General features: G+C 46.6%; 17 protein-coding genes. 8 read left to right on the plus strand and 9 right to left on the minus strand.

All coding sequences use genetic code 11. The annotated features are described in order from the left end of the window. Window positions 1-212 precede the first annotated feature (212 nt). Window positions 213-740, minus strand: a complete 528-nt coding sequence (locus E0E47_RS02725; RefSeq protein WP_130892804.1) for a hypothetical protein — start codon at window positions 738-740, stop codon at window positions 213-215. Window positions 741-1,368: 628 nt separating this feature from the next. On the opposite strand from E0E47_RS02725, the gene E0E47_RS02730 reads away from it, so the two are divergent. Continuing rightward, window positions 1,369-2,655, plus strand: coding sequence for an SH3 domain-containing protein (locus E0E47_RS02730; RefSeq protein WP_008623931.1), 1,287 nt, complete (start codon window positions 1,369-1,371; stop codon window positions 2,653-2,655). A gap of 78 nt (window positions 2,656-2,733) precedes the next feature. On the opposite strand, the gene E0E47_RS02735 is transcribed toward E0E47_RS02730, so the two are convergent. The 3 genes from E0E47_RS02735 to E0E47_RS02745 form a co-directional block, all read right to left on the minus strand. Next, on the minus strand, window positions 2,734-3,402 hold the full coding sequence (locus E0E47_RS02735; RefSeq protein ID WP_130892805.1) for a B3/B4 domain-containing protein: 669 nt from the start codon (window positions 3,400-3,402) through the stop codon (window positions 2,734-2,736). Window positions 3,403-3,429: 27 nt separating this feature from the next. Then, the gene (locus E0E47_RS02740) at window positions 3,430-4,851 is read right to left on the minus strand and encodes a S41 family peptidase (RefSeq protein WP_130892806.1); all 1,422 of its coding nucleotides are present in this window, start codon (window positions 4,849-4,851) and stop codon (window positions 3,430-3,432) included. Window positions 4,852-4,945: 94 nt separating this feature from the next. Next, window positions 4,946-6,049: a porin gene (locus E0E47_RS02745; protein ID WP_130892807.1), complete on the minus strand. Its 1,104-nt coding sequence runs from the start codon at window positions 6,047-6,049 to the stop codon at window positions 4,946-4,948. A 335-nt stretch (window positions 6,050-6,384) separates the two neighbouring features. Here E0E47_RS02745 and E0E47_RS02755 point away from each other — a divergent pair, with 335 nt between their 5' ends. The 5 genes from E0E47_RS02755 to E0E47_RS02775 all read left to right on the plus strand — a co-directional run bounded on the left by E0E47_RS02755 (window position 6,385) and on the right by E0E47_RS02775 (window position 14,570). Then, complete coding sequence (locus E0E47_RS02755; RefSeq protein ID WP_008623926.1) at window positions 6,385-8,628, plus strand: inorganic phosphate transporter; 2,244 nt, start codon at window positions 6,385-6,387, stop codon at window positions 8,626-8,628. A 115-nt stretch (window positions 8,629-8,743) separates the two neighbouring features. Further along, on the plus strand, window positions 8,744-10,837 hold the full coding sequence (locus E0E47_RS02760) for an RNA degradosome polyphosphate kinase (protein ID WP_130892808.1): 2,094 nt from the start codon (window positions 8,744-8,746) through the stop codon (window positions 10,835-10,837). Next, on the plus strand, window positions 10,834-11,829 hold the full coding sequence (locus E0E47_RS02765) for a Ppx/GppA phosphatase family protein (RefSeq protein WP_130892809.1): 996 nt from the start codon (window positions 10,834-10,836) through the stop codon (window positions 11,827-11,829). The genes E0E47_RS02760 and E0E47_RS02765 overlap by 4 nt, the downstream gene beginning before the upstream one ends. Before the next feature lie 101 nt (window positions 11,830-11,930). Further along, entirely contained in the window at window positions 11,931-13,886 is a 1,956-nt protein-coding gene (locus E0E47_RS02770) for a M6 family metalloprotease domain-containing protein (RefSeq protein WP_130892810.1), read from the plus strand. Window positions 13,887-13,907: 21 nt separating this feature from the next. Then, entirely contained in the window at window positions 13,908-14,570 is a 663-nt protein-coding gene (locus E0E47_RS02775) for a DUF4923 family protein (protein ID WP_130892811.1), read from the plus strand. Window positions 14,571-14,635: 65 nt separating this feature from the next. Here E0E47_RS02775 and E0E47_RS02780 read toward each other — a convergent pair whose 3' ends face one another. After that, window positions 14,636-15,052 carry a hypothetical protein gene (locus tag E0E47_RS02780; protein ID WP_130892812.1) on the minus strand — a complete coding sequence of 139 codons (417 nt, stop codon included), beginning with the start codon at window positions 15,050-15,052 and terminating at the stop codon, window positions 14,636-14,638. A 213-nt stretch (window positions 15,053-15,265) separates the two neighbouring features. Here E0E47_RS02780 and E0E47_RS02785 point away from each other — a divergent pair, with 213 nt between their 5' ends. Both E0E47_RS02785 and glgP read left to right on the plus strand, forming a co-directional pair. Continuing rightward, window positions 15,266-16,930: a glycogen/starch synthase gene (locus E0E47_RS02785; RefSeq protein ID WP_130892813.1), complete on the plus strand. Its 1,665-nt coding sequence runs from the start codon at window positions 15,266-15,268 to the stop codon at window positions 16,928-16,930. 39 nt (window positions 16,931-16,969) lie between these two features. Continuing rightward, window positions 16,970-19,534, plus strand: a complete 2,565-nt coding sequence (gene glgP / locus E0E47_RS02790) for an alpha-glucan family phosphorylase (RefSeq protein WP_130892814.1) — start codon at window positions 16,970-16,972, stop codon at window positions 19,532-19,534. 96 nt (window positions 19,535-19,630) lie between these two features. Here glgP and E0E47_RS02795 read toward each other — a convergent pair whose 3' ends face one another. The 4 genes from E0E47_RS02795 to thiC form a co-directional block, all read right to left on the minus strand. Beyond that, window positions 19,631-20,728, minus strand: a complete 1,098-nt coding sequence (locus E0E47_RS02795; RefSeq protein ID WP_130892815.1) for a TlpA disulfide reductase family protein — start codon at window positions 20,726-20,728, stop codon at window positions 19,631-19,633. Between the two features lie 97 nt (window positions 20,729-20,825). Next, window positions 20,826-21,764: a ribose-phosphate pyrophosphokinase gene (locus E0E47_RS02800; protein WP_009390657.1), complete on the minus strand. Its 939-nt coding sequence runs from the start codon at window positions 21,762-21,764 to the stop codon at window positions 20,826-20,828. Window positions 21,765-21,803: 39 nt separating this feature from the next. Then, window positions 21,804-22,412, minus strand: a complete 609-nt coding sequence (locus tag E0E47_RS02805; protein ID WP_008623916.1) for a thiamine phosphate synthase — start codon at window positions 22,410-22,412, stop codon at window positions 21,804-21,806. A gap of 199 nt (window positions 22,413-22,611) precedes the next feature. Continuing rightward, a complete protein-coding gene (gene thiC / locus E0E47_RS02810; RefSeq protein ID WP_130892816.1) occupies window positions 22,612-24,339 on the minus strand; it encodes a phosphomethylpyrimidine synthase ThiC in 1,728 nt (575 codons plus the stop codon). Window positions 24,340-24,342 lie beyond the last annotated feature (3 nt).

Below are 24,342 nucleotides of genomic sequence, written 5' to 3' on the forward strand. Positions count from 1 at the left end.
CGACAGGCCTCCATGTTTCTTTTAGGGTAAATGTGGGTAATACATATAAGGCTTGTTCCTCACGACTTTTCCGGTCTTGAGTTGCGCCACCACCAATATGTATTTTTATTTGAGAACATTGTTTTTACTTCTTTTATTTCTTCGTTTTCGTTTGCAAATATATATAGAATTCCTGAAACTGCAAATAAAATCTCGCTTTTTTTAAATAATTGTTATTCTTCTACCGTGAAATCGTATGCCTTGACATCCCCGTATTGGTTGACTGGCTTCTGTGACAGGTCTACCAAAATATATTCCCCAGGGAAGAGCGGGGTGAGCGGTGTAACGGCAAAGCCTAATCCCGGAAGGTTCTCAATGTTGAAAAGTCCTAATTCCACACGGGTATAATCGCAATCCTTGAATTCGGATGCAGGCAAATAGCGGAATCCTCGTCTTTCTTTCAGGCGGATTAAGGCATAATCGTTCAGGTCTTGTGTCTTTGGATATATGGCGAATTTGGGTTGTCGACCAGTGGTTTGGCGAGCTTGTGCACCAGAGAAGTATCTTTTTATTTTTCGCCCTACATTAATGCCTTGTATGTCCCAACCTTTCTTAAGTTCAGTTTGGCTGGTTATGATGTTCATAGGGAAGATAGAGTCTCCTACGAAAATGAATACCGTAGGGTCGGGTTGTTTCATTTGTGCCTGTACTTGTACGAGCAATCCGAATAACAGGAAAAGGGTTATTACTTTCTTCTTCATTTTTATGTCCTTATTAGTTTGAATGTGCAAAGGTAGGGATATAATAAAAGAAAATATAAGAAAGTCGCTTATTTTCTTTGAATGTGTTTGAAAAAGTATTAATTTTGTTTTTGACTCAGCCGGTTCATGAGGGACTGGCGGGCGTTTTATGGGAAAAGGGCGTTTACGGACGTAATCTTTAGGTCTCAAATCTCGCAAATTTGAATCCATCCTGAAAGATTAGGCAACGGGAAACGTCCACGTTGGATGTATTGTATTTACTTGGAGGATATTGCTCCGAGTCTATATGATATATTATGGCGTGGGCTGGCTGCGTTGCCTATCCTGAGGGATGGAGGCAATGCGAGAGCCTGAGACCATGGGATAGGCGAAAGTACCTCCCTACGCCTTTTTCATGTTCAACCTTTTAAAAGAGAAAGAGTATATCCATTTGGGGAGGACGGAAATCTAAGTGGTATGAAAACAAAAAGACAAAGAATTGGGCTTGGGACGTACTTAACGGCCTGTATGGTTGTGCTACTCTGTGCAGCGTGCGGATACGTTTTTATAGGGGAGGCAGGGCAGTCGTGGTACGAACGAACTTTTGGCATGGTAGATTCATGAGTAAAGACTTTAATACTTATATCTAATGAAAAAGATGTTTTTGATGGCGGCTTTGTGTTCTGCCGCCGCGCTTCAGGCGCAAGATTACTATGTAGTGACCGGTGATAATGTCAATGTACGCAGCCAGCCGGTCACAGGAAAGGTTGTGGGCAAGGTAAGTTCTGTAAACAGCTTTACGGGGTGGGATGCGGGCAACGGTTGGGTGAATTTCCGTATCCCGTCCGTGTCGGGTGCCATATCTGACAAGTTTGTCCGCAAAGTGGCGCTTCGTGATTTTTCCCGTTCGATGTTGGGGGAATATATGGGGAAAGCGCCAAAGCCTGTATCATATAGCATGGGTACGCTTTCCGCACGGGAAGGGTATGTGGTGTTGCAGGTTACCGATTACACCGAACCCGATGGAGGGAACGGTCAGAGGGGACACATGAGCCATGTTTATGCAGGCATACCCAATAAGGATGGTATCAGCTTTACGCATTATCTCTATCCTTATTCCGAGGATAAATCCCTGACGGAACAAATGGCCGAAGCCGGGGCTTTGGAACAACCTTATGACTTTGTGGTGACGGAAGAAGGCAAGTTGCGTGCTTGCGACCGGGTGTTGGAGTTGCAAAAGAGCGCGGGAAGCCAAGGGGCTAAAATGACGGAACGCGACATCTACATGTTGAAAGGGAATGTCAAGCAGGCAAGGCTGATCCGGGTCTATCCCGAGAATATGATGAAGTCGCTGCAGGAAGAGGAGAATGGCAACCATCCGCTTTGCAATTTCAGCAACGTCATGCGCTTTTCGCCGGACGGGAGGATAACCTACTACGAGGGGAAGAAATCCACTGTGGGAAAATTGGAACAGGTGGATTCGTTCACTTATACTTATAATGGCAAAAAGGTATCTGTGGACGGAAAACGTTACGGCCAACCCTTTCAAGCCGCTTACACTCGTGAGGCAGGCGAATTCGGTATCCGTTACGAGGGGAATTTCAGGGCCGGAGAATTATCTGCAGGACTTATAGACTGCCAATACGCAGTAAATATGGATGGTGTGCCGTTCCATGTCATGTATGGCAGCACGATGCCGCCGTTTGTAGCATACGGGAATGGAGAGGGCTACGAGGCGACTTTCCGTTACGGGGAAAATTCCACGTTGCCGGAATCCATGGATTTCTCGTTTGATTATGGGGGTGACAGTTGGAACTACGACGGTTGTGAAATCCGTGCGGTGAAGACAGATGAGCATGGAAACTGGACCGAACGTATGGTGTATGTGGACGGCCAACCTATATTTAAGGAGGTACAGACGATAGTTTATTACTAAGTCCTTTTGGTGCCGGTAACTTCAATGGGGCAAACCGCGATACTTTTGTGTTTCCGGTTTGCCCCATTGGAGTTTTGGTCACTCGAAAAGTCGTATTTTTCCCCCGTCCGAACCGGCATATTTCTTTAACAACCCCTGCATGTACTCCGCACAGGCTAGCACTTGTTCGCGGTTGCCGTCGTATCCGTTGACCAATGCCAATAGATGGGTGGTGGACAAGGTGAGTTTGGTGCGTTCATGGTCGCTTGTGGGGGTACCGATTCCGCCTTGGCTGTCGCGGTAAACCGGCAGTCCGGCGATGTTCAACGGGCCTTTCCCGATGCCTTCGTAAGCTTCCCCTTCGCGCCCGATGCCCAAAACGAGCGTGTCGCCGACTATTTTTCCGGCATCGAATCCGCCGATGGAGTAACCGTATGCAATGGAAGCCAGATTGATTAAATCCACAGCCGTGTCTATTTGGTATAAGTCCAATCCCCGCAGCATGCGGCGCACCAAAGCTTCCGACGAAGGGCGGTAACGGCTCGGGTCTTTTCCACAGCGTTTATACACGGAGCGGGTGGCTTGTATGGGAGGCATTTCCTTGATGGATTCCGTGGTGTGTTTCCTACAATAATCGGTTTGGAACGCCTTGATTTCCTCCCATAGCGGAGCGGAGTAGGGCGTATTGATGATGTGTGCTTCCAAGGCAACACCTACAAACTTCGGACATACCGTCCGGATGTCTTCCGAAACTAAAATATTCATCATCTTTCTGTCTTTTTGATATACAGGATTTTATTCGGGCAAGATGGCTGCCGGGCTTCTTTTGCTGAGGATGGAAGAATAACCGGATACCGGTTTGCGGGGCAGGCGGAGGGAAGCCGGACTCTCCGGAGTTTCCGGTTCTTCGGGTTCGCTGACGTTTTCCGCATCCGACGGTACGCCGCCGGCCATCCATTGCAGTGCGTTTTTCAGGAGAAGCTCGTTCGGATCACCCAGTTCATACCATGGATAATAGTTGAGTTCGGATATGATATATTCAGGAGTGAAGCCGCTTGCGTAGTCCGACCGGCCTTCTTTGTTGAGCACGGTGGAGGTTACCGGATACATGACGAAGCCGTATGGACTGTCGATACGCGTCATCGCCACGTTTTTACCCAAGGTTTTTGTTCCTAAAAGGTTGACTGTCATGTAAGGGCGCAGGCAGTTCACCATCATTTCCGATGCCGAAGCGGTGTACAATCCCGAAATGATGAAAAGCCGGTCCAGATTCAGATTACAGCTTGCATATTCTGTGAGAAAGTTCAGGCTGTAGTTCGAGTCTTGCCGTTTGTCGTTGAATTCAAAACGGGCGAATTCCTGTCCCAAACAGCCGGCCGGAGCCAACAAAGAGGCCAAAAGCTGTGCACAAGTCACCTGTCCGCCTTGGTTGTACCGCAAGTCCAGGATAAAATCAGTCACTCCTTGTTCTTTGAACCATTGGAATATTTGCAGCATTTGTTCCAGATAGGACGCATCGCTGTCGTTTATGCCTGCCTTGAATTCATTATATACCAGATAACCGGTTTTCCTTCCGTCCCGTTCGATGACCTTGTAAAGGAAGAGGGGATTGTTCTCCATGGGGACGGCAGCCGGGAGTGTAAGTTCTGTCGCCTCTTCGTCCCAAACCAATTCACCGGTCTCCTCGTCGGTCGAAAGGGTGGAAACCGTGAGTACCGTTCCATTTCCATTTTCCAGAAGGCCAGTATTTTTACTGCTGACATTGTTTCCGTTGACTTCTGTGATGAAGTCGCCCCGTTGCAGTCCGATTACGGCAGCCGGGGATTGGGGCAGCACTTGCAACACACGTGCCACTTGCCTGGAAGTTCCCGTCGGGTCGTCGGTCAATACGAAATCGAAACCGTAAGTTACGGTTTGAATGGCGTTACGGAGTTTTACCCCCGTGGCTGCATCCGTCTCCGCAGGCACTTCGATATAGGAATATTTGTCCTGCGAAGCTAAAAGCTTCGGGAAGAACTCTTCAGGGGGAGAGAAGTAATCTTCCATTTCCAGTTGGGGGATTTCCTGATAATAAAGGTATATCTCCCGCATTTGCGCTTCAATCCAGTTGTCCACTTCCGTCTTGGCCAAAAATTCATACGTACGGTCTTCGCCACACGAAAGGAATGCGAAAGCCATGACAGCCCATACGGGGATAAAATAAAAACTCCTTTTCATATTATGGGTCGATTTGGTTGCAAAAATAGGAGATTCCCGGCATATAACCATCAGGAAAACCGTTTTATTTCTGTTTTGCTTCCGTTCGTGGCGGTTAGAAACGCCAGTACAACTGGATTTCTCCGGTGTTGTAATGTCGGTCTCCGGCGTATGCCTTGTCTTCTACGAAACCGTACAGAGCCTGTATCTTCAGGTTTTTATAGAAATAGTAGTTCACGGCCACGTTGTAGATGCTTTTCCGGCTTGCATTGTCCTTCTGATCACGATAGACATCCCATTTGCCGTATATTTTGCACCTTGAGGTGACGGGGGCGCCCACTGTGGCATACCAACCGTCCGCCTTGTCCTTTCCGCTGACGCCCGTCGTCCCTTCGTCAGCCACGTGGTAATCCGAAATCTTGTGTCCTTGGCTGGTTACGTATTCTCCGCGAACGGTCCAACGCGATTCGTATTTCACGCCGAAAGCCATACGGTTGCGGTCCACGGTGATTTTCTTGCCGTTGGTGTCTTTGCTGTATTCCCCAGTCCATCCGAAAGCGCCGATGCACAAGTCTTTTACGGGTGAGAGCCAAAGCCCGCCGATGAGGTCTTTGTTGTCATTGCGGTCGGCGTGGTTGATACCTTGGCCGTTGTATGCGCCTATTTGGTAGTGTAACCAAGCATGTCCGTCTTTTTGTGATTTGAACAAATCGCCTTGCACTTGAAGCCCCAAGTCGCGTCCGTTACTGGAATGTTCCCCTACACGGTCGTTCATCCCGGCCAACTTGTCGGTTGCTTGTGAATATGCCCCGAAACCTATATCCCAAGGGTTCATGGGATTCTCGAAAGTGAAGCCACGCTTGAACTGTCCGAACTTCACTTTGATGAAAGAATATTTTTCCCATTCCGCCCAGGCATCCACCACGCGGGGGCCTTTTTCCGCACTGCTTCCGGATACGCCGTTCATTTCCATCTGAAGCCCGTATTTGAAGTCCCAGACTTTGCCGTTGACGTATGCCCGGATGAGGCGGATGTCGAACGTGGAGTGCGATTCGTTCTTATTGTCCAATTCCTGGTCGTTGAATGCGGCCTTTCCGATGACGTAACCGCCGAATGTCGTGTTTTGTTTGATTTCCTGCCACCATTTGCCTTTGTTCCCTTCGGCATGGCATGCCCATGCCATCCAGGCACCGGCCATAAAGAGAAATGCCTTTTTCATCTTGCGTTTTTATTTTCCGGCTACAAAGTTAACTCAAAAATACTTATAATATTCCGGGACAACAGCTTTTTTCGTCTCCCTCCTGAAATGTGCCGGATTTTGTGCGCCAAACGAAAAATCAATCTCAGCCGAATGAAAAATCGTTTGGCTGAGATTGATTTTCGTTTGTGCTGAGATTTTTTTATGAGATTCAAATATCTCTTTTTCAATACTATAAATAAATTCGAAGTGATTCCTGCCGGATTGTAACACAATCTTAACATGAATGACACACTCCTTACATTTCACGTCCGTAATTTTGCACCCAAAGAATTATCAACACATATTTTTAACTTATGGAAATTGTTTATTTCAGTTTTATCCTGTTTCTGTTCATGTTGGCCATTTTCGACTTGGTGGTCGGTGTGAGTAATGATGCCGTGAACTTTCTGAACTCGGCTATCGGAGCGAAGGTCGCACGTTTTCGCACCATCTTGATTATCGCGTCGATCGGTGTGTTTGTGGGTGCCACGTTGAGTAACGGCATGATGGACATTGCGCGGCATGGGATTTTCCAACCGCAGATGTTCAGTTTCAACGACTTGCTTTGTATTTTCTTGGCGGTCATGGTGACGGATGTGGTATTGTTGGATGTTTTCAACACGTTGGGCATGCCTACGTCTACTACCGTCTCTATGGTCTTTGAGTTGTTGGGCGGTACGTTCATCCTTTCGTTGTTGAAAATCGCCACGGACGAGACCGGGCTTTTGGGCTTTGACGATTTGTTGAATACGGACAAGGCGCTTTCTGTCATTTTGGGCATATTCCTTTCCGTGGCTGTAGCTTTTATCTTCGGAACGTTGGTGCAATGGTTGTCCCGTCTGATATTTACGTTTAACTATACTTCCAAGTTGAAATGGAAAATAGGGATTTTCGGGGGGATTGCCACCACGTGTATCCTTTATTTTGCGTTGCTGAAAGGATTGAAGGACAGTTCGTTCATGACTCCGGAATATAACGCATGGATAAAAGAAAACACAATGTATCTGGTGGGCGGGTGTTTCGTGGTAAGCACCATCTTGATGCAGGTGTTCCACTGGTGCAAAATCAATGTGTTCAAGATTGTTATTTTCATGGGTACTTTTGCCTTGGCTTTGGCTTTTGCCGGAAACGACTTGGTGAATTTCGTCGGTGTGCCGTTGGCTGCTTATTCGGCTTACCAGGATTTTGCCGCAAACGGTGCCGGGCAGGCCGATACCTTTATGATGGGTTCACTGAACGAAAGTGCCAAAACACCGTTTATTTTCCTGTTCCTTTCCGGTGTGGTGATGGTCTATGCTTTGGCCACGTCGAAGAAGGCACATAATGTGGTGAAGACCTCCGTGGATTTGTCGCGTCAGGACGAAGGTGAAGAGATGTTCGGTTCTTCACGCGTGGCACGCAGCATCGTGAGAGGGGCGAATAATGTGAACGACTTCTTTTCCAAATATACCCCAAAGCCTTTGGTGCGGTGGATTGATGCCCGCTTCAACAAAGATGAGGCGATTTTGGCCCAGGGGGCGGCATTCGACTTGGTACGTGCTTCTATCAACCTCGTGCTTTCCGGCCTGCTGATAGCGTTGGGAACATCGTTGAAACTTCCTCTTTCTACCACCTACGTGACTTTCATCGTGGCCATGGGGTCCTCTTTGGCGGACCGCGCATGGTCGCGCGAAAGCGCGGTGTTCCGCATCACGGGAGTGCTGAACGTCATCGGAGGATGGTTCCTCACGGCCGGTATCGCTTTCTCAGCCTGTGCATTGGTCACGATTGCCATGTATTATGGAGGTGCAGTGGTGATGGCCCTGTTTGTCTTCGTTGCCGTATTTATCCTGATTAAAAGCAACTTCTCAACCAAGCGGAAGGAAGAGGCCGATTACGAGGAGCAGCTCTTTAAGGGCATCATGAATGCAAAAGATAAGGCGGAATGTTGGGGCTTGTTGAAAAAGCACGTTTGTGCCACCCAACAGGAAATGTTGGATTTCGTTTGGAAGACATATGAAGATGTGGTCAACGGGTTCGTGGACGAGGACCTGAAGACGTTGCGCCGTGCCGTGAAACGAATAGACGCGGAGAAATCACGTCGTAAAAAACTGCGCCAAAGGGAATTGGTAGGCATGCGCCGTATAGACAAGCGGATTTCTTTGGAAAAGAACACATGGTTCCACCTGGCTTCCAACAGCGGAGAGCAAATGCTTTATTGCCTGAAACGTATGTCCGAGCCTTGCAAGGAGCATGTGGACAATAATTTCAATCCGCTTTCGAGAGAGTGTGTAGAGGAGATTCTGCCAGTCAAGAAAAAGATAGTGGATTACCTGATGCGGAGCGAACGTATCGTGGAAGACCAGGACTATGAGCATATCGACGCATTGTTGGCCGAGGAAGAAGCTTACAAGCAAAAGCTTTCCGAGATGCGCCGGGCACAGGAAGACCGCATACAGATGGATTTGTCGCAAGGCCTGAAAGTGTCTTTGGTTTACCTGAACCTGTTGCAGGAGACGCAGGAATTGCTCAGTGACTTGAGGCATTATTTGCGCGCATTCAAACGTTTCCAACAATAACCTGTTCTTACAAGTTTCCTGACCGGATTTTTATTTATAAAATTCCGGTCAGAAGCTTTTCTTATTTATCATATTTATTCTATATTTGTCGTATCGCATTTTTAATGAATCGCGTATGGAACCCAAAAAGTCAATAGACGTCATTCCGCGTGACGTGAGTTGGATGTATTTTAACTACAGAATCCTTCAAGAAGCCCGGAACACATCGGTTCCCTTATTGGAACGCTTGGGGTTTATGGGGATATATAGCAACAATCTGGATGAGTTTTTCCGTGTCCGGATGGCTACGCTGACGCGCATAGCCGAAAGTGACATGAAACAAATGAAGGCCCAGATTGAAGATGCCCGTCGCACTATCAAGGTCATCAATAAGTTGAATAACCGGTATAACAAAGAGTTTGAATACGTTGTCGGGCAGTTGACAAAGGAACTGGAAAAGAAGAAGATTCGTCTTGTCAATGAAAAACAGTTGAACGAGGCGCAGCAGTCTTTTATCCGCCAGTATTTCCGGAACAGTCTGGCCGGGTTTACCAATCCGATATGGCTGTCGCAGGCGGAGCGGTTGGCCAATGAATCCGACGATACTATTTATTTGGCCGTGAAACTGACCCGTTGGTATGACGAAGCTAAAAAGCCTAAGAAAGAATATGCGCTTATCAGGGTTCCGGTGGAGAAGTTCGGGCGTTTCCTTGAGCTTCCGGTGGAAGACGATACGCATTATATCATGTATCTTGACGATGTGATACGGTATTGCCTGCCCATGATATTCTCCAGTGTGGACTATGACCACTTCGAGGCTTATTCTTTCAAGTTCACGAAGGATGCGGAGATGGAATTGGATAATGAGTCGGATGCCGGGACATTGCAGCGGGTGCAGCGTGCGGTGAAGAGCCGTAAGAACGGTCAGCCCCTGAGGATTGTTTTCGATGCTTCCATGCCGAAGGATTTATACCGCAAGATTATGCTGAACCTGTCGCTCGACAAATTCGATACGACCTTGTCCGGCGGACGTTACCAGAACCATAAAGACCTGATGAAGTTTCCGGATTGCGGCCGTGGCGATTTGAAATATCCGGCATGGAAACCGTTGCTTCTGCCGGAGTTTGCCGGTGCACGAAGCATGTTGGACTTGATTCGTGAAGAAGACCGTTTCCTGCACGTGCCTTATCATTCTTTCGACCATTATATCCAGTTGCTGTGCGAGGCCGCAATTTCCCCACGTGTCAAGTCTATCAAAACCACTCTTTACCGTTTGGCTAAAGACAGCAAGGTGGTGGAAGCCCTGATTGCTGCGGCCAAGAACGGGAAAAAAGTGACGGTGGTAATTGAGTTGTTGGCGCGTTTCGACGAATCCAGCAATATAAAGTGGAGCAAACGTATGAAAGATGCGAGCATCAACGTCGTTTTTGGTGTAGAGGGGCTGAAGGTACATTCTAAACTGTTATGGGTGGAGATGAGCGGTGGCCGCGACATAGCTTGTGTAGGGACCGGGAACTTTCACGAAGGAAACGCCCGGATTTATACGGATTGCATGTTGATGACGGCCGCTCCTGCCATTGTAAAGGATGTGGCAAATGTGTTCCGTTTCATAGAAAAGCCTTTCCTTCCTGTGAAATTCAAAGAACTGTTGGTTTCGCCGAATACCATGAAAAAGAATATTCTGGCTATGATACAGACGGAAATCAAAAATAAAAAGCAAGGAAAGGAAGCTTATATAAAGGTTAAAATCAATCATATCACGGATGAAGATGTCGTGAGGAAACTGTATGATGCGTCTACAGCCGGAGTGGAGGTCGATTTGCTCGTGAGAGGGAATTGTGCGTTAGTGACAGGAATACAAGGGAAAAGCAATCATATCCGTATTCACGGAATCATAGACCGTTATCTGGAACATAGCCGGATTCTCATTTTCTGCAACGGAGGGGACGAACGGTATTTTATAGGGAGTGCCGACTGGATGCCCCGTAATCTGGACCATCGGATAGAAGTGATGGCTCCGGTTTACAATCCGGTCGTTCGTGCCGAATTGAAACGGATTGTGGAATGGGGCATGATGGACAACCGGAAAGGGCGTATCGTAGACGGGACGGGGCATAATATGTTTTACGAGGGAACAGAGGGGGCGGAAGCATTCCGCTCACAGGAACGGTTATATGATTATTACGCCAAGCAAGTGGCGGAAAAGCAAAACGATAAAAGTAACGAATGACTATGATGGAAGGAATGAATTTTGCGGCTATCGACATCGGTACGAATGCCGCCCGGTTATTGATTAAGAACATCGATCATAATCCTTTGGGAGAAACAAAGTTCAGGAAAGTGTTGTTCATCCGTTATCCCTTGCGTCTGGGAATGGATGTGTTCTCGAAGGGTAAGATCGGGAAAGAGCGTGCCGAAATGATGATGCGCATGATCAAGGGGTTCAAGCAGATGATGCGTATGTACGATGTGGTGGATTATCGGGCGTGTGCTACGAGCGCCATGCGCGACGCTAAGAACGGCAAGGCCTTGATCAAGAAGATAGAAAAGAAGACGGGGATACGCATTGATTTAATAGAAGGAAAAGAAGAAGCCGGCATCCTGTATGGAAACCATATAGAGAAACTTCCTAATAAGGAAGGAACCTTTATGTACGTAGATGTGGGGGGAGGAAGTACGGAAATCACTTTGATACACCAAGGCCGGTTGGTGGGTTCCATGAGCTATAACATCGGTACGATCCGGTTGTTGAACCGTGCGGTAAAAGATGGGATTGTAGACGGGCTTAAAGCGGATATGGCGGGTATGTATGCCAATTACGGACCTATTAATATTATAGGTAGCGGGGGCAACATCAATAAATTGTTCCGTCTGGCGGATGAAAAGAGCAAGAAAGAACTTAAATTGCCGATTACGTCCTTACGTAGTTTGCATAACGACCTGCAACCGCTGTCGGTAGAAGAGCGTATGGATCGTTTCGGGCTGAAAGCGGACCGGGCGGACGTGATTGTCCCGGCGGCAGAAATATTCCTGATTATTGCCGATTGCATTCATTCGGACTACGTGTATGTACCTACCATAGGTTTGGCAGACGGTATCATCGGAGAACTTTATGCTAAGGCCACGCAGGACGAGAAAGAGCGTTTGAGTCGGAATCGTCTTTATCTGGATGCTGAGGCTCAAGGACTCCTCAATGCAGAAACGGTGGAGTCCGATGAATGAAGTTTTCTTGTGGGGCTTGTGAATTTCTGTGAAAGAAAAAAAGTCTATGATGAAAGAATCATAAAAAAGTTTTGTACTTTTGCCCTACAAATGAAGATTTTATGAGATTACTGCATATTTTGGGGCTTTTGACGCTGTCTGCACAGATTTATGCTGTCCCCGCCCGTTTTCATGTATTCCGTGCTCAAATGAGTGACGGTACGTTTCAGAATATCCGTTTTTGCGGTGACGAATATCGAAGTTATTATGTGAATGAGGAGGGCTTTTTGGTAGAAAAGGAGGAAACCGGATGTTTCCGTGTAACTTCATTGCGGCCACAGGATAAGGTGGGAGTGAAAGCGGTACGGGGCATGGGGCTTGGTATTCCCGGTGCAGCAGCGATAAAGCCATTGGGAAGTCCTCGGATACCAGTTATACTGGTAAACTTCAGCGATGAAAAGCTCACGGTGGCGGAAACGGCAAAAGGAATAGCCGATTATTATGAAAAGTATTGCAACGGGACGAGAGACGGCATCTTGTACACGGGGGCTGGCAGCAGAGGGGCTGTACGCGATTATTTTGCCCAACAAAGCGACAGTTTGTTTCTTCCGGAGTTTGAAGTGATTGGCCCGGTGGCATTGGACAAGCCGATGGCTTATTATGGAGAAAACTCGCCATCGGGTGCCAAAGACATTCGTTTTTCGGAGTTTTGCAGTGAAGCTTTGGAACAAGCCATGGCTTTGGTTCCTGGTTTTAAAACGCGATTTGATAATGATGGAAACGGCACTGTGGATTTAGCCTTTTTCATATATGCCGGTTTACCGGAATCGGATCCTGGAGTGACGGAAGATGCCATTTGGCCGAAAGAGATGATTCGTCCGATGACAATCAATGGGGTTACGGTGTCCGTGACAGCTTGTTGCAGTGAACTTTCAAAAGGTAGTTCGGGCAATCTGCCTTCGGGTATAGGTACGATGTGCCATGAAGTGTCTCATGCTTTAGGCTTGCCGGACGAATATGATACGAACTATACCGCATTGGGCATGTCATATTGGTCGTTGATGGATTCCGGTAATTATTGCGACAATGGAAAGACACCTTGTGGTTTGACTGCATACGAACGCGACTTGTTGGGTTGGCGTCCGCTGACGGTGTTGGAACATAGTACTACGGTCAGATTACGTCCGTTGGAAGCGGGTGGGGTAGGCTATAAAGTCGTCAATGAGGCAAATCCGGATGAGTATTACGTCTTGGAGAACCGTCAGCACATGGGTTGGGACAATGGATTGATGAAGTTGGGACATGGAATGTTGGTGGTGCATGTCGACTATGATGAGACGGCATGGAAGAACAATATGCTGAATACGAATGCCACACACCAACGTATGAGTTTCATTCCGGCCAATAACCGCTATGTAGGTCCGTACAATGCAGAAAGTTCGGCTGATTTGCTGAACGCATTGGGAGGACAACCTTATCCCGGAACGGAGGAAAATACAGCCCTGACAAATGAGACTACGCCGGCATCGCTTGTTTTCACAGGAACTTGGATGAACAAACCTATTACCCAAATCCGGGAGTTGGAGAACGGGGATATCGTATTGAAATACATGCCTAAGGGGCGGTTGGAGGCTCCGGTCGTGGAAACGGCAGTGGAGGTGGCTTCAAATAGCTTTAAATTCAGTTGGAGTCCTTCGGAGAACGCTACGTCTTATACGGTGAAAGTGTACGGAATTTCCGGTGATGAGCAGTGGACCGAGCATCCGGTATTCATTGCCGATTCTCTTAGTGAAACCTGTTGCACAGTCCGGTTGGACGATACCGGCTATCAGTCGTATGCCTATGGCGTTTCGGCATTGGACGATGAATACGAAGATTCGGAGTTTTCCGGTTACGGGTACGTCCAGTTGCCTGCGGATGCCGTACGGCAGGTGAATGCGGAAGATGGAGCCAGTGTAGAGGTCTATTCTCTGCACGGCGTGCTGCTTGCCCGTTCACGGGAGGAAATGCTTAACCTTAATCCGGGCATATACATCCTGCGTACGGAGGGTAAGGCCGTCAAGATCGTTGTTAAATGAAAACCGATAAAATAAAGCAAAATGAAAAAATTGAGTTTGAAATGGATTGTAGTTTGTTGCGGTCTGTTGTTTACTACGACTGCATCTGCGCAGTTGGGTAACTTGTTGAAGAATGTGTTGGGGAGTAATAAGGGGACGGAAACCCAACAAACCGAAACAGAAGAGAAGGGTAATGTCTTGGGATCTATATTCCAGAATCTGATTGGGACAGCCAAAGTGGAAAATTCGAGTTTGAAAGGAGACTGGACGTATGAAAGCCCGGCTGTGGTGTTCGAATCCTCCAACCTCTTGAAGAAAGCCGGGGGAAGCCTGATGACGAATACTGCGGAGAAAACGTTGCAGAAGTATCTCGCTAAAATCGGTTTCGAGGAAGGCAAAGTTGATATTTCGTTCGACGGAGATAGTACATATACCATGACGATCGGCTCACGGAATTCAACGGGAACTTATACTGTCCAGGACAATGAGATAACCTTGAAGCGCAAAGGACTGCTGAGCCGTCCGGTCACAGCAAACCTTGCGTTGAAGAGCAACGAGATGCAAATCACTTTCAAGGCGGATAAATTGCTCGACTTCTTGACGAATATAACGACAATGACCGGTAATAGTACACTGAACATGATCGGTAATATTGCCAGCGGATACGATGGCATGCAATTAGGATTCCAATTCAAGAAGAAGTAATCTGGTTTATTACAGAAAAACAGGAAGAGACTTTAAATAAGGCTTTTCCTGTTTTTTTGTAGATTCTATCGTTGGAGGTTGAATGTCAAGTTGCGTGGTATTTTGACCAGTTTCTTGTTTACGACCTTTTTGATAACCGTCCCCCCTTGCTGTTCCAACAAGTATGTGGAATCGTTTTCTACCGTCAGTTTGACTTCTTGTGTTTCCGAACCCAAATCATTGGACAGTCTGAATGTGGCGGTTTTCTCATTTTCAATCTTGGAAGAAGTAATCATCCATATACCGTACACGTTTCCGTTCATATATCCGTTCATGGGACCGAACATTTCCATTCCAGGTACATTGACACTTTCTTCATACAAGTCTAAATGAAGATAAATTTTGTTTTCACGGTCGTAAAGCGTGCATTTAAATGGTGAACGGGCTGTAGTGTGACCCACACACAAACCAACGAGACAAGTAACGATATATTTCTTCATCATACGTGTAACTTTTATTTAAAGGTAAGCCATGTTCGTCAGTATGCCAAACGGTTTAATGTTTTTTTTGAATATACTCTTTCTTTCCCTTGTGTTTGCAAACAACTCTCTATGATTATAAAATATTTTTAATGAAATGTGTTTAATAACAGGTCATTTCCTTTTGGGATTACTGTAAATTTCGTACCTTTGCCTTTGTTTTATAAAAGGTTAGAAATGAGTAGAGAAGTGTATGTTCCTAATTTTATTTTTGAGTCGAGTTGGGAGGTTTGTAATAAGGTAGGCGGTATTTATACGGTATTATCCACTCGGGCAAAGACATTACAAGATAAATTAAGGGATCACATCATGTTTATCGGTCCGGATGTGTGGAGAGGAAAGGAAAATCCGCTTTTCGAAGAAGATGCAAGTTTGTTGAAATCTTGGAAAGATACGGCTGCAAGTGAAAATTTGCATGTACGTATTGGAAGATGGAATGTTCCGGGGCGCCCTGTTGCGGTTTTGGTGGATTTCCAACCTTATTTTGCTATGAAAAACGATATATATACCCGCTTATGGGAAGACTACGGAGTAGATTCGCTTCATGCTTATGGTGATTATGATGAAGCTTCGATGTTTTCCTATGCAGCCGGACTGGTGGTCGAAAGCTATTATAACCATGTTTTAAAGGGACAATGCGAACATGTCGTTTATCAGGCTCACGAGTGGATGACAGGCTTGGGTGCTTTGTATATTCAGAAGCATGTTCCAGAGGTTGCTACGATATTTACGACGCACGCTACGACTATCGGACGTTCCATAGCAGGAAACCATAAACCGCTTTATGAATATTTGTTCGCGTACAATGGAAATCAGATGGCACAGGAACTGAATGTGCAGTCCAAGCATTCCATTGAGCGTGAAACAGCTCACCATGTGGACTGTTTTACCACTGTGAGCGAGGTGACGAATCGGGAGTGTGCGGAATTATTGGACAAACCGGCCGATGTGGTCTTGATGAATGGTTTTGAAAAGGATTTTGTCCCGTCGAAAGCTCTATTTGCCCGTAAGCGCAGGGAGGCTCGTCGCAAGTTACGTGAAGTGGCAGGCGCACTGTTAGGTACGGAATTTGACGATGATGTGATGATTATTTCTACCAGCGGTCGGTATGAGTTCCGTAATAAAGGCATAGACCTGTATATGGAGGCCATGAATCGTTCTTTGCGGAATAAGGATTTAACCCGTAAAATACTGGCTTTTGTACAGGTTCCCGGGTGGGTGTGTTGCCCTCGTGAGGATTTGAAGGAAAGGCTTGATTCCGGAAAAGCCTGTGACACGCCGTTGCAATGGCCTTTACTGACTCATTGGCTACATGAGATGTCTCATGATCAGGTCATTGATTATATGAAACGATACAACATGTGGAATCAGCCGGAGGACAAGGTGAAGGTGATATTCGTTCCTTGTTATTTGGATGGGGCCGATGGCATCTTCAATATGCATTATTATGACCTGTTGATTGGAATGGATCTTACAGTCTATGCCTCTTATTATGAACCATGGGGATATACTCCGTTGGAAAGCGTGGCTTTCCATGTCCCTTGTGTCACGACGAACTTGTCCGGTTTCGGCTTGTGGGTGAACCAGTTGTTGGGAAAAGAAGGGGAGTTGGCTGATGGGGTACAAGTGGTTCGACGGACAGACTACAATTCGTCGGAAGTGGCGGATGCCATTAAGGATGCCATAACAGCTTACTCCGCTTTTACGCCTCATGAAGTGGAAAATATACGCCATAAAGCTGCCGACATATCGGAACATGCTTTGTGGAAGCATTTTATCCAATATTATTATCAAGCTTATGATTTTGCCTTGCATAAGGCGAAGCAGCGTAGGGGAAGATAAACATGAACGTTGTAATATATAATTTAAATTTGAGAGTCTATGAAAATTAAAGCAAGTTGTTCTAATGGAGCAAATTGGAAACAAGTAGATGTCAAGTCGAGGATTCCAAAAGAGTTGGATAAACTGGAAGAACTGGCTCGTAATATGTGGTGGGCGTGGAATCATGACGCCCGTGTGCTGTTCCGCAGTTTGGATGAAGACTTGTTTGACGAAGTAGGACAAAACCCGGTATTGCTACTGGAACGTCTCAGTTATGAGAAGATGGAGGAATTGTCGAAAGACAGTTCTGTGGTACGTAAAATGAACGACGTATATGCCGCTTTCCGTGAATACATGGACGTGGAGCCGGACAAGACACGTCCGTCTGTAGCCTATTTCTGTATGGAGTACGGTCTGAACCACGTGTTGAAGATATATTCCGGTGGCTTGGGGGTATTGGCCGGCGACTATCTGAAAGAGGCTTCCGATAGCAACGTAGACATGTGTGCGGTCGGTTTCCTTTATCGTTATGGTTATTTTACGCAGACTTTGTCCATGGATGGGCAGCAGATTGCAAATTACGAGGCACAGAATTTCGGCAGCCTGCCGATTGAGCGTCAACTGGATGCCGATGGCAATCCAATGATTGTTGAAGTACCTTATTTGAATTATAAGGTATATGCTTCCGTATGGAGAGTCAATGTGGGACGTATCAAATTGTATCTTTTGGATACCGACAACAACATGAATTCCGAGTTTGACCGTCCTATAACCCACGCTCTTTACGGTGGTGATTGGGAGAATCGTCTGAAACAGGAGATACTGTTGGGTATTGGTGGCGTGCTTACGTTGAAGAAGTTGGGTATTCATAAGGATATATACCATTGTAACGAAGGCCATGCTGCTTTGTGTAACATCCAACGTTTATTGGATTATGTACAGGAAGGACTTTCTTTCAATCAGGCACTGGAATTGGTTCGAGCCTCTTCTCTTTATACGGTGCACACTCCGGTTCCGGCCGGTCATGACTATTTCGACGAGGGATTGTTCAGCAAGTACATGAGCGGTTATGCACCGGTTTTGGGCATTTCGTGGGATGAACTGATTGGAATGGGACGCCAGAATCCCGATGACCATTCGGAACGTTTCTGCATGTCTACTTTTGCATGCAACACTTGTCAGGAAGTGAACGGCGTAAGTTGGCTCCATGGAAAAGTGTCTCAACAGATGTTTGCTAATATATGGAAAGGCTATTTCCCGGAAGAAAGCCATGTAGGTTACGTAACTAACGGTGTGCACTTCCCCACGTGGGCTTCGACATCGTGGCAAAGACTTTACCGGAAGCATTTCGACAAAGACTTCATGAAGGACCAAAGTAACGAAAGCATTTGGGAAGCTATTTTTGATGTCTCGGATGAGGAGATTTGGAAAACCCGTATGGAACTGAAGACGAAACTTATCCACTATATCCGTGAAAAGTTCCGTGACAGTTGGTTGAAGAATCAGGGAGATCCCTCACGTGTGATTTCTTTGATGGACAAAATCAATCCGAATGCATTGCTTATAGGTTTCGGACGTCGTTTTGCCACTTACAAGAGAGCGCATTTACTTTTCACTGACCTCGATCGTCTGGCTAAGATTGTGAATAATCCGCACTATCCTGTTCAATTCCTCTATACCGGTAAGGCTCATCCTGCCGATGGGGCGGGACAGGGATTGATTAAAAAGATTTATGAAATCTCGCAGCGGCCTGAATTCTTGGGTAAAATCATATTCTTGGAGAACTATGACATGCAGTTGGCGCGTCGTTTGGTAAGTGGTGTCGATATCTGGATGAACACTCCGACGCGTCCGTTGGAGGCCAGTGGAACATCGGGCGAAAAAGCTTTGATGAACGGTGTGCTGAATTTGTCTGTGCTCGACGGATGGTGGCTCGAAGGCTATCGTGAGGGTGCCGGATGGGCTTTGACAGAGAAACGTACGTATGACAATCAAGCCTATCAGGACCAGTTGGATGCGGCAACTATCTATAGCTTGTTGGAAAACGAGATTCTGCCATTGTACTATGCACGCAACAGCAAGGGATATTCTGCAGGATGGGTTAAGACCATCAAGAACTCGATAGCCCACATTGCTCCCCATTATACGATGAAACGGCAGTTGGACGATTATTATTCGAAGTTCTACAATAAAGAAGCTGCCCGCTTTAAGGCTTTGGCTGCCGACAACTATGCCAAGGCAAAGGAAATTGCTGCATGGAAAGAAACCGTGGCCTCTAAGTGGGATCAGATAGAAGTCGTATCGGCAGACAAGTGTGACGAATTGATAAACGGAACGATTGAAAGTGGGAAGGATTATACGATTCGTATCGTGATAGACGAAAAAGGACTGGATGATGCTATTGGAGTTGAACTGGTTACTTTGCATACGGATGCAGAAGGTAAAGATCATATCTATTCGGTAGAACCATTGGAAGTGGTGAAAAGAGAAGGAGACTTATATACCTTTGAAGTTGTTCATTCCATTAACAATGCCGGAAGCTTTAAGGTAGCTTATCGTATGTTCCCGAAAAATAAGGACCTGCCTCACCGTCAGGACTTCTGCTATGTGAAATGGTTTAATTGATAGGTATTTGTAAGAATTGAGAATCTTTATAAAGAAGAACTCCGAATGCAACATCGCATTCGGAGTTCTTCTTTATAAAGATGTATGTGAATTTAATTACTCCAAATACTGTTTGACTGTGTTTTCAAGTTCTTCACCTCTGAGTTGTTGGCCTATGATAGTACCGTTGCTATCTATCAGAATCGTGTAGGGGATAGACGTTACGCCATACTTTTGTGTCATGATATTGTCCCAGGAACGGAGTTCCGAAGCTTGGGGCCAAGTCATGTGCATTGTCTTTACAGCATTTTTCCATGCAGTTTCATCCTCATCGAATGAGATACCTACGATTTCGAGTCCCTTCTTGTGGTATTTCTCATACAGCGACACTACGTTCGGCATTTCTGCACGACAGGGGCCGCACCAACTGGCCCAACAATCTACCAAGGTCAGTTTGTTGTTCCGGATGATGTCGGAGAGTTTGAGCTTGCCTCCGTCCATGGACGGTATGGTGATGTCTATAAAGGATTGTCCGTTTGACGTCATATTATTTCTTTCAGCATCTTCTTCAATATATTTCAGTGCATTACTGTTTTTATAGTGTGGTGACACTTTCTGCGAAAGTTCAAGCACCTCTTGAGGGGTGAACATATTATAACAGGAAAGGAAGAGGAAATATCCGACCGGTTTATCTATGTATTTCTTCACGCTTTCAGTCACGAACCGGTTGGATTGCTGCTCCAAAGCCACGAGTTCCTGTTCCGTTTTCTCATCCGGACTGTATTCTGCCGTATCCGACGGAGCCTGTCGTGCATAAATATTGCTCATCCGCTCGTGAAGGGCATAAATGGAATCTGTAATTTCTTGGTAGATGTCGTTGTTTTCTGTTCCCGATACTCTGCCTTCCGGACCGATATTCAACTGAATGTTTCCCTTTTCCATAAAGAAAATATTGCTGTATACTTCATTGCTTTCTTGGTCATAAAAGAAGAAACTGGCAATGATAGTGGAATCGCATTTTTCCTGGAGGGTGAATTTCCCCTGATGCAATATAATCGTATCGGTCGGGGCGAAGTTGCCGTCGGACATTCGTGCCAGATACAGCGTATCGCCGTCCTTGGCGTTTTCCACTGTTCCCTCTATTTTACAGTTCTGCGACGAGCAAGAGGCGAAAAGACCTATGAGGCCTGATATGAACAGATTTTTTGTTTTCATAAGTTTGGGAGTGTTAGAAAAAGGCCGCACGGAATTCCTGGTTTTGAAATTTGTGACGGCCTTCTTGTGAAATATTGTATTTATTAACAAATACGAGTTAAATCAGATATTGCGAACTGATGGATTCGTTATTCTCCACCCGTCTGATGGTTTCAGCCAGAATGTCAGCAATGCTGATTTGCTTGACTTTGGCACATCGGCTAGAATAAGGGATACTGTCGGTGAAGACCAGTTCCTCAAGGGCAGAGTCTTGTACACGTTCCGAAGCCGGTCCCGACATGATACAGTGGGTGGCTACGGCACGCACGGAGGCAGCTCCCTTTTCTTTCATCAGATTAGCAGCTTTGGTAATGGTTCCGGCTGTGTCTACCATGTCGTCCACCAAAATAACGTCAGCACCCTTTATTTCGCCGATGATTTGAATGTCGGCCACTTCATTGGGTTTGCTTCTTGTTTTGTTGCACAGCACCAACGGGCATTCAAGGTATTTGGAATAGGTGCTCGCACGTTTCGAACCGCCTACATCAGGAGCCGCAATGACGATGTTCTTGAGGTTTAAGGATTTGATGTAAGGCAACAATACACTCGAAGCATACAGATGGTCTACAGGCACATCGAAGAATCCCTGTTCCTGATCGGCATGCAAGTCCATCGTAATCAGCCGGTTTATTCCGGCCACACTCAGCATGTCCGCCACGAGCTTCGCACCGATGGACACACGGGGTTTGTCCTTACGGTCCTGCCGTGCCCAACCGAAGTAGGGGATGACGGCAATGATGCTTTTAGCCGAAGCACGTTTGGCCGCATCGATCATCAGCAGGAGTTCCATTAAATTGTCTGAGTTCGGAAACGTAGACTGTACCAGGAATACGTCGCGTCCACGGATAGACTCTTCGTATGACACGGAAAACTCTCCGTCGGCAAAGTGGGTAATCACCAATTTGCCGAGCGGGCATCCTAAACTGGAACAGATCTTTTCTGCCAGATACTTGGATTTGGTTCCCGAAAAAACCATAAATGAATTATTTGCACTCATCTCTCTATAACGTATTAATTTTAGAAGTAGCTTGTCTTGTCAGTCGGCTGCTTTGCGCAGCTTACGGAAATGGTTGATTAATTCTTTGTAATCCAGTGTAGAATGGATATTGAAACGATTCCACAAATCGCCTAATACTACAACTCCCCCGAATCCGAAATCCTTTGCCACTGCCATGTTTTCCGTCGTGATTCCTCCTAATGCCATTACTCTCTTGTCTATGATACCGTGGGCAGAAGCCTGTTTCAGCACTTCCATGTCAAAAGCCGATGTGTAATTGGATTTGGATATACTGTCGAAAATGGGGCTGAGAAACACATAATTGAAGTTTTTCTTTTCCGCTTTCAACTCGTCTATATGATGGAAAGATTTGCTGATATGTCCTTTGTAGCCTACCGGAGGCTCCGGATTCCTTCCGTTCAGGTGTATGCCTCGTAAGTTGAATTCTTCTTTCAGATAAAAATGGTCGTGTACGACAATTTGATTATGATGACTTTCCGGCAATAATGTGAGCAGGCGTTCCGAATAAACCGGCTCCGTGTCCGGTTTCCGTAAATGAAGGAGGTCCAAACCTTCTTCAAACAGGGCTGTGAGTATTTTATCTTCCTCCACAAAAAAGTCCGGAGGCGTCAATAATATCAATTTCATTGGTACAATGTCGCTATTTGTATTGCAAAGTTAACAAAAAAACAATAGCCATACGTATGCCTGGCCTTTATTTCTTTTATTTTTCATTCAAAAACCATTCGTTTTACAAAAGCGAATCCATAAGTCCGAAAAAAGGCCGTTTGCCAGTGTTTTCACTTGACAAACGGTCCGTCTTTTATTCTTCTCCTTTCAGGTTTTGTTATTCTTCATGCAAGCGTGCCTCTTCTTCCGGATCGAACTCGCAGCTTTTCAAGTTTTGGCTGATACGCATGGCACAGAAATTGGGACCACACATCGTACAGTATTTCCCGTTCAAATGGTTTCCGGCCTTGTAGTATTCCAAAGCCCGCTCGGGGTCGAGTCCCAGGTTGAACTGGTCTTTCCAACGGAATTCGTAACGGGCTTTGCTCAAGGCATTGTCCCGAACCGTGGCACCCGGATGGCCTTTGGCGATATCGGCGGCGTGTGCGGCAATCTTATAGGTGACCACGCCCGTACGCACGTCTTCTTTATTAGGAAGGCCGAGATGTTCTTTCGGAGTGACGTAGCACAACATGGCCGTACCGTACCATCCGATTTGTGCCGCCCCGATGGCACTGGTGATATGGTCGTAGCCCGGAGCTATATCGGTCACTAGCGGGCCGAGCGTATAGAAAGGTGCTTCGTGGCATTTTTCAATTTGCCGGTCCATGTTTTCGCGGATTTTATGCATCGGCACGTGTCCTGGCCCTTCGATGAAGGCCTGTACGTTTTTCGCCCATGCCCGTTGTACCAGTTCGCCCATGGTATCCAGTTCGGCAAACTGTGCCTGGTCGTTGGCATCGAATATCGCTCCGGGGCGCAATCCGTCTCCCAATGATACGGCCACGTCATATTGTGCCAGGATGTCGCAGATGTCATCGAAGTGTTCATATAGGAAACTCTCTTTTTGGTGATAAGAGCACCATTGAGAAATGATGCTTCCGCCCCGGCTCACCATACCGCATAGCCGTTCATGGGCATAGTGCACGTTTTTCAGCCGGATGCCGCAATGTATGGTGAAGTAGTCCACGCCTTGTTCGCATTGTTCGATAAGCGTGTCGCGGAACAGCTCCCAGGTCAGGTTCTCGGCCTTTCCCTTCACTTTTTCCATAGCCTGGTACATCGGCACGGTGCCGACCGGCACAGGGCAGTTACGCACAATCCATTCGCGCGTCTCATGGATATTGTCGCCCGTAGAGAGGTCCATCAACGTGTCGCCTCCCCATTTGCAGCTCCATAGGCATTTGTCCACTTCCTCTTCAATGCCGGAGGTCGTGGCCGAATTGCCGATATTCGTATTGATTTTCACCAAGAAGTTACGTCCGATGATCATCGGTTCTGCTTCCGGGTGGTTGATATTGGCCGGCAATACGGCACGTCCGGCTGCAATTTCGTCGCGTACGAATTCGGGTGTGATATAAGTGTCTATCCCCAGTTCTTCGCAGTTCATGTTTTCCCGGATGGCTACATATTCCATTTCCGGTGTGATGATGCCCTGTTTGGCATAATACATCTGGGACACCTGCCGTCCGGCCTTGGCGCGATAAGGCCGTTGGATGTGCGAGAAACGCAAGTGGTCCAGACTTTTGTCTTCTTGACGTATCCGTCCGTATTCGGATGTCAGTCCGTCCAACTGTTCCACGTCGTCCCGCTGCAAAATCCATGATTCCCGCATGCGGGGTAATCCTTGTTTGAGGTCTATCTTCACGTTCGGGTCGCTATATGGGCCACTGGTATCATATACATATATCGGAGCGTTTTCCTTGACTATCCGTTTCCCGTTTTCCATGGTGACGGTCGGGGTCAGCAATACCTTGCGCATCCCCACCTTGATTTCCGGATGCAGTTTGCCCGTCATATAAACTTTCTCCGATCCCGGATAAGTGATTTTGATTTTATCGTCCATATA

The organism is Paraprevotella xylaniphila YIT 11841 (assembly GCF_900683745.1).
Lineage (GTDB): Bacteria > Bacteroidota > Bacteroidia > Bacteroidales > Bacteroidaceae > Paraprevotella > Paraprevotella xylaniphila.

Bases quoted from the DNA above. Each gene is read 5' to 3' on its own strand.
- E0E47_RS02725 (WP_130892804.1), bottom strand. From the start codon at position 740: ATGAAGAAGAAAGTAATAACCCTTTTCCTGTTATTCGGATTGCTCGTA.
- E0E47_RS02730 (WP_008623931.1), top strand. From the start codon at position 1,369: ATGAAAAAGATGTTTTTGATGGCGGCTTTGTGTTCTGCCGCCGCGCTT.
- E0E47_RS02735 (WP_130892805.1), bottom strand. From the start codon at position 3,402: ATGATGAATATTTTAGTTTCGGAAGACATCCGGACGGTATGTCCGAAG.
- E0E47_RS02740 (WP_130892806.1), bottom strand. From the start codon at position 4,851: ATGAAAAGGAGTTTTTATTTTATCCCCGTATGGGCTGTCATGGCTTTC.
- E0E47_RS02745 (WP_130892807.1), bottom strand. From the start codon at position 6,049: ATGAAAAAGGCATTTCTCTTTATGGCCGGTGCCTGGATGGCATGGGCA.
- E0E47_RS02755 (WP_008623926.1), top strand. From the start codon at position 6,385: ATGGAAATTGTTTATTTCAGTTTTATCCTGTTTCTGTTCATGTTGGCC.
- E0E47_RS02760 (WP_130892808.1), top strand. From the start codon at position 8,744: ATGGAACCCAAAAAGTCAATAGACGTCATTCCGCGTGACGTGAGTTGG.
- E0E47_RS02765 (WP_130892809.1), top strand. From the start codon at position 10,834: ATGACTATGATGGAAGGAATGAATTTTGCGGCTATCGACATCGGTACG.
- E0E47_RS02770 (WP_130892810.1), top strand. From the start codon at position 11,931: ATGAGATTACTGCATATTTTGGGGCTTTTGACGCTGTCTGCACAGATT.
- E0E47_RS02775 (WP_130892811.1), top strand. From the start codon at position 13,908: ATGAAAAAATTGAGTTTGAAATGGATTGTAGTTTGTTGCGGTCTGTTG.
- E0E47_RS02780 (WP_130892812.1), bottom strand. From the start codon at position 15,052: ATGATGAAGAAATATATCGTTACTTGTCTCGTTGGTTTGTGTGTGGGT.
- E0E47_RS02785 (WP_130892813.1), top strand. From the start codon at position 15,266: ATGAGTAGAGAAGTGTATGTTCCTAATTTTATTTTTGAGTCGAGTTGG.
- glgP (WP_130892814.1), top strand. From the start codon at position 16,970: ATGAAAATTAAAGCAAGTTGTTCTAATGGAGCAAATTGGAAACAAGTA.
- E0E47_RS02795 (WP_130892815.1), bottom strand. From the start codon at position 20,728: ATGAAAACAAAAAATCTGTTCATATCAGGCCTCATAGGTCTTTTCGCC.
- E0E47_RS02800 (WP_009390657.1), bottom strand. From the start codon at position 21,764: ATGAGTGCAAATAATTCATTTATGGTTTTTTCGGGAACCAAATCCAAG.
- E0E47_RS02805 (WP_008623916.1), bottom strand. From the start codon at position 22,412: ATGAAATTGATATTATTGACGCCTCCGGACTTTTTTGTGGAGGAAGAT.
- thiC (WP_130892816.1), bottom strand. From the start codon at position 24,339: ATGGACGATAAAATCAAAATCACTTATCCGGGATCGGAGAAAGTTTAT.